The organism is Methylobacterium gnaphalii (assembly GCF_007992215.1).
In the GTDB taxonomy this organism is placed as follows: domain Bacteria; phylum Pseudomonadota; class Alphaproteobacteria; order Rhizobiales; family Beijerinckiaceae; genus Methylobacterium; species Methylobacterium gnaphalii.
Window position 1 is genome coordinate 17,230 of the sequence record NZ_BJZV01000007.1, and the last position, 11,971, is coordinate 29,200.

The 11,971-nt window shown below is 66.1% G+C and carries 17 protein-coding genes; 10 read left to right on the plus strand and 7 right to left on the minus strand.

What is annotated here, in order from left to right; translation table 11 throughout:
• Nucleotides 1-4 precede the first annotated feature (4 nt).
• The 3 genes from lipA to MGN01_RS07985 are packed head-to-tail and all read left to right on the plus strand — an operon-like array spanning nt 5 to nt 1,815.
• Nucleotides 5-1,012 (plus strand): lipoyl synthase, encoded by a 1,008-nt coding sequence (gene lipA, locus MGN01_RS07975; protein ID WP_147046072.1) that lies wholly within the window; start codon nt 5-7, stop codon nt 1,010-1,012.
• The gene (locus MGN01_RS07980) at nt 1,012-1,470 is read left to right on the plus strand and encodes a type II toxin-antitoxin system RatA family toxin (protein WP_147046073.1); all 459 of its coding nucleotides are present in this window, start codon (nt 1,012-1,014) and stop codon (nt 1,468-1,470) included. Before lipA ends, MGN01_RS07980 begins: the two co-directional genes overlap by 1 nt.
• Before the next feature lie 45 nt (nt 1,471-1,515).
• The gene (locus MGN01_RS07985) at nt 1,516-1,815 is read left to right on the plus strand and encodes a hypothetical protein (RefSeq protein ID WP_174804572.1); all 300 of its coding nucleotides are present in this window, start codon (nt 1,516-1,518) and stop codon (nt 1,813-1,815) included.
• A gap of 171 nt (nt 1,816-1,986) precedes the next feature.
• On the opposite strand, the gene MGN01_RS07990 is transcribed toward MGN01_RS07985, so the two are convergent.
• Nucleotides 1,987-2,232 carry a hypothetical protein gene (locus MGN01_RS07990; RefSeq protein ID WP_147046075.1) on the minus strand — a complete coding sequence of 82 codons (246 nt, stop codon included), beginning with the start codon at nt 2,230-2,232 and terminating at the stop codon, nt 1,987-1,989.
• A gap of 249 nt (nt 2,233-2,481) precedes the next feature.
• Here MGN01_RS07990 and MGN01_RS23455 point away from each other — a divergent pair, with 249 nt between their 5' ends.
• Complete coding sequence (locus tag MGN01_RS23455; protein WP_170245873.1) at nt 2,482-2,622, plus strand: hypothetical protein; 141 nt, start codon at nt 2,482-2,484, stop codon at nt 2,620-2,622.
• Nucleotides 2,623-2,639: 17 nt separating this feature from the next.
• On the opposite strand, the gene MGN01_RS07995 is transcribed toward MGN01_RS23455, so the two are convergent.
• On the minus strand, nt 2,640-2,882 hold the full coding sequence (locus tag MGN01_RS07995) for a DUF6894 family protein (RefSeq protein WP_306437163.1): 243 nt from the start codon (nt 2,880-2,882) through the stop codon (nt 2,640-2,642).
• 412 nt (nt 2,883-3,294) lie between these two features.
• Here MGN01_RS07995 and MGN01_RS08000 point away from each other — a divergent pair, with 412 nt between their 5' ends.
• On the plus strand, nt 3,295-4,185 hold the full coding sequence (locus tag MGN01_RS08000) for a collagen-like triple helix repeat-containing protein (protein ID WP_147046076.1): 891 nt from the start codon (nt 3,295-3,297) through the stop codon (nt 4,183-4,185).
• Between the two features lie 158 nt (nt 4,186-4,343).
• Nucleotides 4,344-7,616 carry a helicase-related protein gene (locus MGN01_RS08005; protein ID WP_238257544.1) on the plus strand — a complete coding sequence of 1,091 codons (3,273 nt, stop codon included), beginning with the start codon at nt 4,344-4,346 and terminating at the stop codon, nt 7,614-7,616.
• Between the two features lie 22 nt (nt 7,617-7,638).
• Here the strand turns inward: MGN01_RS08005 and MGN01_RS08010 are convergent, their stop codons facing one another.
• From MGN01_RS08010 to MGN01_RS08025, 3 genes are all read right to left on the minus strand, one after another.
• Nucleotides 7,639-7,842 (minus strand): ribosome modulation factor, encoded by a 204-nt coding sequence (locus MGN01_RS08010; protein ID WP_147046078.1) that lies wholly within the window; start codon nt 7,840-7,842, stop codon nt 7,639-7,641.
• A 402-nt stretch (nt 7,843-8,244) separates the two neighbouring features.
• On the minus strand, nt 8,245-8,469 hold the full coding sequence (locus tag MGN01_RS08020; protein WP_147046080.1) for a hypothetical protein: 225 nt from the start codon (nt 8,467-8,469) through the stop codon (nt 8,245-8,247).
• 98 nt (nt 8,470-8,567) lie between these two features.
• Entirely contained in the window at nt 8,568-8,798 is a 231-nt protein-coding gene (locus MGN01_RS08025) for a hypothetical protein (protein ID WP_147046081.1), read from the minus strand.
• Nucleotides 8,799-8,967: 169 nt separating this feature from the next.
• Here MGN01_RS08025 and MGN01_RS08030 point away from each other — a divergent pair, with 169 nt between their 5' ends.
• Complete coding sequence (locus MGN01_RS08030; protein ID WP_147046082.1) at nt 8,968-9,396, plus strand: DUF1810 domain-containing protein; 429 nt, start codon at nt 8,968-8,970, stop codon at nt 9,394-9,396.
• Between the two features lie 170 nt (nt 9,397-9,566).
• On the opposite strand, the gene MGN01_RS08035 is transcribed toward MGN01_RS08030, so the two are convergent.
• On the minus strand, nt 9,567-9,848 hold the full coding sequence (locus MGN01_RS08035) for a DUF2312 domain-containing protein (RefSeq protein WP_147046083.1): 282 nt from the start codon (nt 9,846-9,848) through the stop codon (nt 9,567-9,569).
• 378 nt (nt 9,849-10,226) lie between these two features.
• Here MGN01_RS08035 and MGN01_RS08040 point away from each other — a divergent pair, with 378 nt between their 5' ends.
• Both MGN01_RS08040 and MGN01_RS08045 read left to right on the plus strand, forming a co-directional pair.
• On the plus strand, nt 10,227-11,021 hold the full coding sequence (locus MGN01_RS08040) for a S1 family peptidase (RefSeq protein WP_238257542.1): 795 nt from the start codon (nt 10,227-10,229) through the stop codon (nt 11,019-11,021).
• 301 nt (nt 11,022-11,322) lie between these two features.
• Entirely contained in the window at nt 11,323-11,535 is a 213-nt protein-coding gene (locus MGN01_RS08045; RefSeq protein WP_147046084.1) for a hypothetical protein, read from the plus strand.
• A gap of 3 nt (nt 11,536-11,538) precedes the next feature.
• Here the strand turns inward: MGN01_RS08045 and MGN01_RS23460 are convergent, their stop codons facing one another.
• Nucleotides 11,539-11,715: a hypothetical protein gene (locus MGN01_RS23460; protein WP_170245875.1), complete on the minus strand. Its 177-nt coding sequence runs from the start codon at nt 11,713-11,715 to the stop codon at nt 11,539-11,541.
• A 54-nt stretch (nt 11,716-11,769) separates the two neighbouring features.
• Here MGN01_RS23460 and MGN01_RS08050 point away from each other — a divergent pair, with 54 nt between their 5' ends.
• Nucleotides 11,770-11,958 (plus strand): hypothetical protein, encoded by a 189-nt coding sequence (locus MGN01_RS08050; protein WP_147046085.1) that lies wholly within the window; start codon nt 11,770-11,772, stop codon nt 11,956-11,958.
• Nucleotides 11,959-11,971 lie beyond the last annotated feature (13 nt).

Genomic DNA, 11,971 nt, shown 5'->3' on the forward strand with positions numbered 1-11,971 from the left:
CGTCATGGCCGTCGTCCTCGACCTCCTGAACAACGATAGCCGGCCCGGGGCCGCAGGCGCCGCCATGCGCCCGCGCCACCCCGAGAAGGCACACCGGCCGGACAACCCGATCCAGAAGAAGCCTGACTGGATCCGCGTCCGCGCCCCCGGCTCCAAGGCCTGGTCCGAGACCAACAGGATCGTCCGCGAGAACGGCCTCGTCACGGTCTGCGAGGAGGCGGGCTGCCCCAATATCGGCGAGTGCTGGGAGAAGCGGCACGCCACTTTCATGATTATGGGCGACACCTGCACGCGGGCCTGCTCGTTCTGCAACGTGCGCACCGGCCTGCCGCAGGGCCTTGATCAGGACGAACCCGGCAAGGTCGCGGATTCAGTGGCCAAGCTCGGCCTGCACCACGTCGTGGTCACCTCCGTCGACCGCGACGACCTGTCCGACGGAGGCGCCGAGCATTTTGCACGCACCATCGCCGCGATCCGCAAGATGAGCCCCGGCACCACAATCGAGATTCTTACGCCCGATTTTCTGAGGAAGCCCGGGGCTTTGGAGCGTGTCGTTGAGGCGCGGCCCGACGTATTCAACCACAATCTCGAGACGGTACCGGGCAAGTACGTCACCGTGCGTCCGGGCGCGCGCTACTTCCACTCGATGCACCTGCTGCAGCGGGTAAAGGCGCTCGATCCGACGATCTTCACCAAGTCCGGCATCATGGTCGGCCTCGGCGAGGAACGGAACGAGGTGGTGCAGTTGATGGACGACCTGCGCACGGCCGACGTCGATTTCCTGACGATCGGCCAGTACCTCCAGCCGACCTCGAAGCATCACGCCGTGATACGCTTCGTGCCGCCGGACGAGTTCAAGAGCCTCGAGAGCACCGCCTATTCGAAAGGCTTCCTGCTGGTCTCGGCCACGCCGCTGACGCGCTCCTCGCACCATGCCGGCGAGGACTTTGCCCGGCTCAAGGCTGCTCGTCTGGCCAAGCTCGGCCTCACCCGCGAGACGGCGATCGCTTGATGCCGTCCTTCCGCATCACCCGACACGTGCGGCACTCGCCGCAGCAGATGTACGACCTCGTGGCCGACATCGAGCGCTACCCGGAATTCCTGCCGCTCTGTGAATCTCTGCGCGTCTTGCGCCGGCAGGAGGGCACGAATGGCAATCCGGTTCTGATCGCGGAGATGGGTGTCGGCTACAAGGCGATCCGTGAGCGTTTCACCACACGCGTCGGCCTCGACCCACAGAACCGGAAAATTATCGCTGAATATATCGATGGGCCTTTCAAGCATCTCGAGAACCGTTGGGGGTTCAAGGACAGCGCCAAGGGCGGCTGCGACGTCGAGTTCTTCATCACCTACGAGTTCAAGAGCTTCGCCCTCGGTCTGCTCATGGGGAAGATGTTCGACAAGGCGTTCCGAAAGTTCACGGACGCCTTCGAGAGCCGCGCGAACCTTGTCTACGGCAGCGCGGCCTGAGTGCACCTGATGTCAACTCATCAACGCACAATACGAGCCCAAGCAATGAACCGTGTAGCAGTTGCAGTCCTCGGCCTCACTCTCGCGGCTTCCGCTGCGAGCGCACAGCAACGGCCGTACACGCCGGCGCTGACCTGTGCCGCCGTGAAGGCCATCGTCGCGCGGCAGGGCGCGGTCGTTCTCGCGACGAGCCCACACGCTTATGAGAAGGTCTACGCCGATAGCGGGGCCTGCCGGGATGAGGTCACGGCGGCACCCGCCTTTGAGCCGTCGATCGACGATCCGAATTGCTTCGCCGGATACCGCTGCCAGCAGCGCAACAATGGCAATCTCGGTGGAAGATGAGCCCGATCCCGTTCCGGGACGTGCGACCGGAAGCTGAGTTGAGCGAAGGCTAACCCGTCGCTGAGAGAGTATCGGCGAGCCAAGTTGCGTATCGGCTCCGTCGTGCAGCCACGACACGCCCCGCCGCTCGCCGGCCTAGTCCCGAGCGGCGGGGCTGCTGTGCCGACCGTCTCAATGCGTGGTCAAGCTCTCGACGCTCTCGTTCGGGCCGATCTTTCCGGCAAAGCGAGCGAGCTTCGTCAGGCTCGGCTCGGCTAGCCCACCGGCGTTGGCGAAGGTGGCGAGCGCCATGCTGACGAGAAATTCCGCTTCCTCCTGCGTCATCGCACGGCCGCTCAAGGTGCTTGCCGCGCCCTTCACGGCGAGCACCGCCTGACGAAACGCAGGATCATTCTTAAGCTCTTCGAGACGCTTCATCGTATTCCCCGCCAACACCGATCCGCGGATGGCTGCCGTGGCTCATCGTTGCGCAATACGCAACCATGCAACAGTGTTCCCGCAGAGCAACGGTGTCACCGATTTACGGTGGAGCCCGGTTTCAACATCTCTAGTGCCCGGTCTCGCCATGGACTCGACGCAAAGCTCCCGTATCCACTGAGAACTGCTCGAACTGTTTCGAGACTCTGCCAAGCTGGGCCGATGAGAGCGGCCCGAGGTGTCGTGGTCATGTATCCTGTGGTCGCCGTTTTGCTGCTTGCTGTGATGATCGCAATCATTGGGAGCCTCCCGACCACGGGCCCCTGGGGCTTCGCGGCGATCGCCATCATCGTAGCCGCCCTCTTGGTGCCCTGGACGCAGGCCGAGTAAGGCCCACTGCGAGGGCGTTATTCGATCGCTTCCACTGTGAGCGACAAGCGCGACCGCAGGACAAATGCGCCACTTTCGTCACGAACCGCCGCGACGAAATCCTCGCGCTCCAGATCGGGTGACAGGTCGCGCAGGATCGTCGTCATAATGCGCAGGAGTTTATGGCGCACTGCGGCGATGTCCGGCAGGTCGAAACCCTCAGTGTCACGCACATGCTCTGTGCCAGTATGCAGATCAATGAAAAAACGGGGCACGGGCATCCGGCTCTGCGTGAGAATTATGCTCACTAAACTACTGCTTCCGTAACCGGGCCGGAAGCGGCAAGAAAGCGCATATCGCGAAAAGTCGCGCGCGCAAAAAATGCTTTTCAGTCGAGCTCGCGCATATGACTACGCCGAGTCTTGCGATCGACAAATTGCGACTTGCGATTTGCTATCTAGACTGGGCACCCGGCTGAGTTGCAACTGAGAAAGCCGCCCTACGGAGCTTACCTCAGCGTGGTTTTGTCCCGGCAAGCGAGCACACAACATCACGATGGCGACGGTCGCTGCCAGCAACCTGCATCTGCGGTGGCTGCCGCCCAGAAGGTTGCGGTGCGTAGTTTTCCGATACGGGTTTCGGAACAGCTAGGAAAACGTCAAGCTATCGCCTGTGCAACCGGCCGGAAGCTTCATGTCCATCGGACGATCATTGTGGCGTTTTGGCTTGGTCCTGGGGCTCGGCACGGCACCGGCCCAGGCCGAGATACAGTTTCAGGCGGTGAAAATCACGGCTGGCGAGCTCTGGGTGCTCGGCTCGTCCGATGAGCCTGACACCGAGATCACCCTCGACGGTGGGTTCGCGCGCCGCACCGACGCCAAGGGCAATTTCGAGTTCCGGATAATCCACCACCCGGCGACGTGCATCGTCACCCTGCGCACCGACCGCCAGGAGCGGCAGGCCGTGGTCGCCGAATGTGGCCGGCAGGGCCCGCCAGGACCCCAAGGGCCGATCGGCGCGACGGTGACCTCGGTCATCCCTGGGCCGCCTGGCCTGCCCGGGGAGCCCGGTCCACCCGGCGAGCAAGGGCCAGCCGGACCGCAGGGAGAGCGCGGCGAGACGGGTCAGGCCGGACCGCCGGGCCCTGCCGGCCGGGATGGCGCCGACGGTGCACCCGGGGAGAGGGGCGAGCCTGGCGTAGGGCAGGCCGGGCCGCCGGGCGAACGTGGCGAAGCGGGTCCGGCGGGACCGCCGGGTCCTGCCGGCCGGGACGGCACTGACGGTGCGCCCGGGGAAAAGGGCGAGCCTGGCCCACCTGGACCTGCCGGCGAGCCTGGACCGGCTGGCCCGCCCGGCCCACCCGGAAAGCCAGGAGCCGCTGGACCGCCGGGCCCTCCAGGTCCGGCAGGGCCGCGTGGTCCGGCCGGACCGCGCGGTCCCGCCGGCGCCGCAGCAGCGCCTGCTAAGTCGCAGGCCCGCGCGCCCAGAGCCGAGCCGCAGACCACCACCAACACGGCCCCACGCAGATCGCAGCGTACGCTGCCGCCGCCCGAGGAAGATCCCGATCCGGACATCGTCCGATAAGGCATGTCCTCGGCCGTCTGCTTGCACGATGGCTGTGCGTTGCATCGACCTATGCACAGGCTTGGACGGAGCCAACGGAGGGTTCGCGTGGTTCATCGGCGCGCGAAGTTTCTGATGGGACCGGGATGTCGAAGAGCACGAGACGGAAGCCTACCAGGATGCGTGTCAGCGACGCGCCGCTGCCCCTGTCGCCGGAGGGTGCCCTCGCGGCAGCGCTCCTTGATCATTCTCGGCCCGCGCAGCCGCTGATCCACGTCGCGAGCGATCGGCGCCGTCTTGATCGGATCGCGGCCGCCCTTGCGGCCTTCGCCCCCGACACACCCTACGCTCTGCTGCCGGAATGGGATTGCCTGCCCTTCGATCGCGTCTCCCCGTCGCGCGCGGCGATGGGGGTACGCACTGGTGTGCTGCGCTGGCTGACAGATACGAAAAACCTGCCTCGCATCGTTCTTACGACGCCGCCAGCCCTCATCCAGCGCGTGCCTCCCCCCGAGACCTGGACGGACGCGCATCTAGAGTTCCGAGCCGGCGACGAGATTGTGCCCGAGCGGGTTATCGCGGCGCTGCAGCGCATGGGCTACGTCCTCGACGAGCGCGTCGACGAGCCGGGCGAGATGGCGATCCGCGGACAAGTCATCGACCTGTTCACGGCAGCCGCACCGATGCCGTGCCGGATCGAGATGGATGATGGCCGGGTCGTCGGGATACGATCCTACGATCCAGTCTCCCAACTGTCCCTCAACGAGGCCGACGTTCTAGTGGTCGATCCCGCCACCGAGATCATCCTGCCACCGGATTTGGAAACGGCGCTCGAACCCTTCACCGGGCAGGAGCACGCCCTCGGGCGCTTCTATCCCCGGCTCGTCACGGTGCTCGACTATCTGCCCGACACCCTACTGGTCGTAGAGAGCGGCGTGCACGAGCGTGCCGAAGCCTTCTTCGAGCAGATTGCCGAGGGTCGCGACGGTGCGGGCGGCAATGCGGCCGTACCTCTGCCCGGGGGGCTCTACCTGACACCAGATGAGTGGTCCGAATTGCTCGGCTCCCGGACGGTGAGGCCAGCGGAGGCAACAGAGGACGTCTCGGTGCCTGACTTCGCCCGCGACCGCCGGCCCGGACCTGCATTCGTGAGCTACCTCGGCGAGCGGCAGGAGGCAGGGGATCGCATCGTCCTGGCGAGCGCCAGATCGGCCCTGCGCCGGCTCGCTCGTCCGGCTGTCTCGGCGCTGGGTCGCAAGCTTCAGCGCGCCGCGTCCTGGGAGGCTGTGCTCGCAGCCGAGCCGGGCAGCGTCCTCGCGATGGAGGCGCCGCTCGAGGCAGGGTTTCGCGTGCCGGAGGCAGGCGTCACGGTGATCGCCGCCGCAGACCTGCTCGGAGCGACGACGACGACCGAGGCGGTGAGCCAGACAACGGCGCTTCCACTCGGTGACGTTGAGCTGCAGCTCGGCGATGTCGCCATCCATGAGGATCACGGCCTTTGCGTTTTCGAGGGCGTGGAATGCGTCGCCGGCGCCGGCGCATGCGAGGAGGATGCGATCCGCCTGCGCTTCGCTGACGATGCCGTCTTGATGGAGCCAGCATCCCGCGCCGATAGACTTTGGCGCTACGGCTCCGAGACCGAGGTCGTGAGCCTGGACCGCCTGGGCGGCAAGACCTGGGGAAAGCGCCGCGCCGGGGTCGAAGAGGCCTTAGTCGTGTCGGCGCAGGTGATGCTGGAGACGGCGCAGGCGCGCGCACGGGCCGAGGCTCCGGCATTGACGCCTCCTGCCAGCAAGATGGAGCGGTTCGCCGCCAGCTTCGGCTTCCCGCTCACGCCGGACCAAGCCAGAGCAATCGACGCCGTCCTGAACGATCTTTCCTCGGGGCGCCCGATGAATCGCCTCGTCTGCGGCGATGTCGGCTTCGGCAAGACCGAGGTCGCGCTGCGCGCCGCCGCCGCCGCGCTCTTTGCCGGCAAGCAGGTAGCCATCGCTGCGCCGACGACGGTGCTGGTGCGGCAGCACGTCCAGACCTTCAAGCGTCGGCTCGCCCGCTTCGGCATCGAAGTGGAGGAGCTCTCGCGTCTGGTGCCACCCGCCGAGGCCAAGCGCGTGAAGGCCGGTCTCGCCGACGGCTCTGTGCGGGTTGTCGTCGGCACGCACGCGCTCGCTGGCCGCGGCGTGCGCTTCGCGGATCTGGGGCTCCTCGTCATCGACGAGGAGCAGCGGTTCGGGACCGGCTTGAAGGAGCGCCTTAGAAGAACCGGACACGGCACCCACACGCTGACGCTCACGGCGACGCCGATCCCGCGGACGCTACAGACCGCTCTCGTCGGTCTCCAGGACCTGAGCGTCATCGCCACGCCGCCCGTCGTGCGCCAGCCAATCCGTACGGTGCTCACGCCCTTCCTGCCCGAGACGGCGCGGGCGGCCCTCCTGCGCGAGCGGCGGCGCGGCGGACGGAGTTTTGTTGTGTGCCCACGCATCGCGGATCTCGAGCCGATGCGGGAGCGCCTGCGCGAAATTGCGCCCGAGCTGACGGTGCTCGTGGCTCATGGCGATCTCGATTCCGCAGAGATGGACGCCGTCATGATGCGCTTCGCTGACGGGGAGGGCGACGTGCTCCTCGCGACCAACATCATCGAGAGCGGACTCGACATCCCGGGGGCCAATACGATGCTGGTCTGGCGGCCGGAGAAATTCGGGCTCTCCCAGCTGCATCAGTTGCGCGGCCGTGTGGGACGCGGACAGAGGCGGGCGGCCTTCTACCTGCTCAGCGACGGGAGCAAGCCGCTCACAAAGCAGGGTGAGAAGCGGCTCCGCACGTTGGAGGCCCTCGACCGGCTCGGAGCCGGTTTCGCCATCAGCGCCCGGGACCTCGACCTGCGCGGCGCGGGCGACCTCGTTGGTGAGGATCAGGCCGGGCATGTGCGCCTGATCGGGCTCGGGCTCTACCAGCATCTGCTTGATGGCGCGCTCAAGACAGCGCGCGGCGAACCGTCGGACGATTGGCGGCCCGAGATCCGGCTCGGCCTGTCGGGGCGGATTCCGGAGAGCTATGTGCCGGAGCCCGAGCTGCGTCTCAGCCTCTACACGCGTCTCGCCCGGCTACGCGGCCGCGAGGAGGTCGAGGCCCTGCGCGACGAGATCGAAGACCGCTTCGGTCCGCTGCCAGAGTCGACCGAACAACTCGTTACCATCGCCGGGTTGCGGACGCGTTGCATCGCACTAGGCATTACATGCCTGAGTGGCGGCCCGCAGGGCGTAGCCGCCGACATCCTGCCCGGGGTGCTCGACCGCCTAGCGCTGCCCGAACGCAGCCTTACTATCCGGGACGGCCGGGTGATCACGAAAGAGGGCGGCGAAGACGCGGCGGCATGCGCGCGTCTCGCCCTGGCCCTGCTGGACACGTTGGAAGGAGCGTCGGACGATCAGACGCGTCGCGCCGCGTGAGCCCCTTCCCATTGAACCCGTCTTAGACGGAGTCGACGGTGCCGCGATCCTGCTGGGCGGTGTCGCCGCCGGCGTCGTCGCTTCCAGCCTCGTCCCAGGCCTGAAGCCAGGCGGCGCGGTCTTCCGAGCCCTCTGCATAGGGGCAGCTATCGCGCGTCTTTCCATACATGCGGGCGTTGCGACCCTTGATGAAGGGGCTGTCACTCGCCGTGGCGCCAGCGGTCATGTCCGATCTCCTCTAAGGGGCGCCAAGCGGCGCGCGATGGGCTTGTGTTGAGAACCCGCGGGGCACGGTGTCGGTTCAAGCTGACCGGTTCGCGCCTCGGGGGACTATCCGGCGCCGTGGACGTTAACGCCCGGCAAAAGCGGGAGAGTTCAGATGCCGGACGTACCGAACGATCGCAGTCCCGAGGACACGGCGGAACGCAAGCCAGAGCGCCGCCCCGGCGAGAGGTCCGATAGTAGGGAGGACAAGGGCGGCCTTGCCCAATCCCCGCCCGATCCGACCATCGACAGCCCCCGTCGGCAGGACGGCCCAATGGATCGGCCTGGAACGGAGGCCGAGGAGCGCAGCGCGAGCCAGAGGAACTAATGGCGCGTAGCGGCGATGAACCGATGCGCCCTTCGGTCACCTCGTCCGGCGGCTGGTGGCGCGTACGCGTGGTAAATCGGGTGAAGCGCCGAGACCGCGCCCCCCGAGGGTGCGAGCAGCGCTTGCAGGCGTCTCAGTGCTGGAGAAATGCGCGACGATGAGGTCTGCCGTCTCGTCCGAGAGATTGGAGATGATCAGGCTGTCGCCGGCGAAGACGGTGCACCGGCCGTCAAACGCGCGCTGTTTGCGAATGTCGGACATGACGCCTCCTTGCGCATGGCCCATGACATCACAACGCCTTGCGCGCGCCAATGGGGGCAACGCCCGATGCGGTCCAAGGTCACGCCGGGAGGCGCCCCTCACCGCACCAGGGCGAGCAGCCCGACGGTGACCGCGAAGGCGATCGAGAGCGCACCTGACCCAAGCAACGTCATATCGATCACCCTATCGGCGCGAGCGGCCGGATCCGGACGATTAGGTCCCTCAAGCGTCGGGATCCCGCCACCGCGCCCTTGGTGGATCGATCGTCCTCCGACGGTCGGCACCACCTGCCGTAATCGATCCACCACCTCGATCCACTTGCCGGACATGGCTGCGCTCCCTCTCAGCGCAAGAGGTTTGACTCTACTATTTTGCCCGGCTGTGTCTGTCCGGCGTCCCTGACCGGTTTTGTTGTTTCCGGGAGGTAACCGTCGCTCAGCGCGAGGGAGCGGGCACAGAGCACGAGGAGTTGCCCTCCTGTGAACCGCAGGAGAGTTCATGGCCGACCCCTACGACCTCGACCGCTTCATCGCGGCGCAGAGCACGACCTTCGACCAGGCGTTGCGTGAACTCGCGGCAGGAGCCAAGCGCAGCCACTGGATGTGGTTCGTCTTCCCGCAATGCGCCGGCCTCGGATCGAGCGACATGGCGCGGCGCTACGGGATCAGCAGCCTCGACGAGGCGCGCGCCTTTCTCAGGCATCCCGTCCTGGGCCATCGCTTGCGGCTCTGCACGGCGGCCGTCAACGCTGTGAGCGGCCGCACCGCACATGACATCTTCGGCTCGCCCGACGACATGAAGTTCCGTTCGAGCATGACGTTGTTCTCGCGCGCGGACCCGAGCATCCCGGAATTCGGCACGGCGCTCACAACTTATTTCGCGGGCGAGGAGGATGCGCGCACGCTCGAGATCCTCTCGCAAGGCTAAGTATCCTCCCGCCGTCCATCCGTTCAAGGCTCGCGCTGAGCCCTGGCGATCTGATCATAGAGCAGCTTGACGACGTCGCTGGGCGTCGACCGCGTGCCGAGCAGAAAACCTCGATGCGCTGACCCATGAGGCATCGTCGGTGACCGAAGCGGTTGATGCCCGCTTTTTGCTTACACGGCCATTCCGAGCGCCTGCAGGTAGAGCTCTAGGATCGCCTCCTGCTCCTGGCGCTCGGAATGATCCTGCTTCCTGATCCGCAGGATCGAGCGCACCGCCTTGACGTCGAAGCCGCGCCCCTTGAGTTCGGCGAACACCTCCTTGATGTCGCCCTTGATGGCGTCGGCCTCTTCGTTGAGGCGCTCGATGCGCTCGATGAATTGTTTCAGCTCATCCGCAGCGACGCCTTCGGAGGAAGAAACGTCGGGTGCCCGCTGTGTCGAAGCCGCGCTCATCGCTGTATCTCGCCTTGGTGAGCCCCCGCTCGAATCGGGTCGGGGGCCACTGATGTGGGTCGTTCGCGGGCGCAGGCCCGCGCCTCGCGAAGGCCGCCCGATCCGCTGCGGAAACTCGTCGCAGCCGGCCGGATGGCCGCGCTCTCGCCCAACGCCATAAGCGCCAGCGTGCCGAGAGTCGACGATCCGTCGGCGGCCAACAGCAGAGGATACGCTGCGCCTGCCGACCTCCTAGCGGCCGCGACTTACCGTGTCGTGAACACCGGCTCCGGGTGCCCTGCGAAGCCGCACTGATGTGATGACGCGCAACCTTTTTTATGGTCGCGCTCGCAGTTGACCTCCTCTAGCTTCTACCCCTGGGGCGAAGGAGGATGGCCGGTGGCAGCTCATCGGACAGCAAGGCTCGTCACCGCACTGGACCGGCATGCGCGCCGGCGGATCGCAGCGCTCGGTCTGGCACTGGGCCTCGCCGCCTCCGGTGGATCGTCTCCGGCCTCGGCCATTCAAGGCGGAGCCTCGGCACGATCCGGCGACTCCCTGGCGCGGGCGACAGCCGGGATCGGCATCATCACTCAGGCCGACGGTTCACTGCGCCTGTCCCGTTGCTCCGGAGTCCTGATCGCGCCCGATAAGATCCTCACGGCAGCCCATTGCGTGTCGGGCGCGCCGGTCGGCCTCGTCGTGATCTTCTACAACGGCGCGAATGCGGTGAAGCCGGTCTACGCGGCGAGCGTGATCGCGCGCTATAGCCCGGACCGCGGCGTGCTGACCTCCAATGCTGTCCGGGTCCGTCTGGCGGAACTGTCGCTTGATCTCGCGGTGCTGCAGCTCTCTTCGCCGGTTCACGACCGCCGGCCAATCCCGCTGGCCACTGAGCCGGGACGCGTGCCGGCCTCGCTGGAGATTGCCGGCATTGGGCTATCGGGGATGACAGGCGGACGCCTGCGCACCTCAGCCCTGAAGCCGCTCGCCACCTCGAATACCGGCCTGATCATCGCGAGGACAGTCGGATCGAGCGCCTGCTTCGGCGATTCCGGCGGTCCCGTGGTCGGCCGGGACCGGCGCGGCGTCTACGTGGTCGGCGTCGCCAGTGCCGTCCTCTCGCGCGACCCGCCCTGCGGCAATTTTCTTGTGGTCGCCCCAGCCGCACAGGTGTTCGCGACAGGCGGATGACATCGCAGACCGCGACAGACGACGCCGCACTCAATGCCTAAAGATTGGCGCCGCACAAAAACGATAAACTTCTAAGGAAGTTGGTGAGCGCGCTGGGACTCGAACCCAGGACCTACAGATTAAAAGTTATTGAGCGATCAGATAAACGCAACAAAATCAATGTCGTCTGTGTCCAAGGACCAAGACCGGAGCGCGCGTCTGCGGGCATCAGAAGGCGGGGTTTGGACACAGCTTCGAGGTCCCCGGGCAGCCGTCCAATCTGGGCCATTTTCAACGGATCGGTTGCCGCATAGCCTACGGCATGGCCGATTCCTCAACAGGCTCGGAAGCCGAACTCGCCGCTGTCGTCGCCTGGCTCAAGCAACACAACGGCGAAACGGATTCCGCTTGGATCGACCGCCTGCGCAACGTGTTCGATACCGAGCGTGAAGGAATGCCGCCCGTAAGCCAGCTCTCCGAAAAGACCATCGAGCAGATATGGGCGCGGCATCTGCGAAGCGTGAAGCCGCGGTGACCCTCACTCTTCCGTGACCCGCTCGATCAGCCGCCCGTTCTGCTGCTGCTTCTCGTGCCAGCCGCACAGCCCGCTCTCGTTTGCGTCTCTGGCGCAGCGTCTTCGGATCTTGGTCGGCGCGCCGTCAGCGGTCCTGGCTTTTTTCTTCGTGAGGGCTTGGCAGCGGGCAGGCTGGTTCATGGCGGGGATTTAGGGCGCGGGCTTTGACGGCGGCAGTAGAAGGCGGAGGGTTAGGTGTCCGGCTTCCGGGACGATGTTGAGGAAGCGATCGAGCGGGCAGAGCGCGTCTTGGTGCTCATCTATCCGAGCTTCAGCAAGGTCCGGTCGGTTGCGACCACGGAGGATGAGGGGAGCAAGTTGTCTGGGGCTGCGGTACTGGCACTGGTGCAGGCACGGACGTGCTACGTGAGCCGCTCGGCGTGAATGCAAAAGGTCA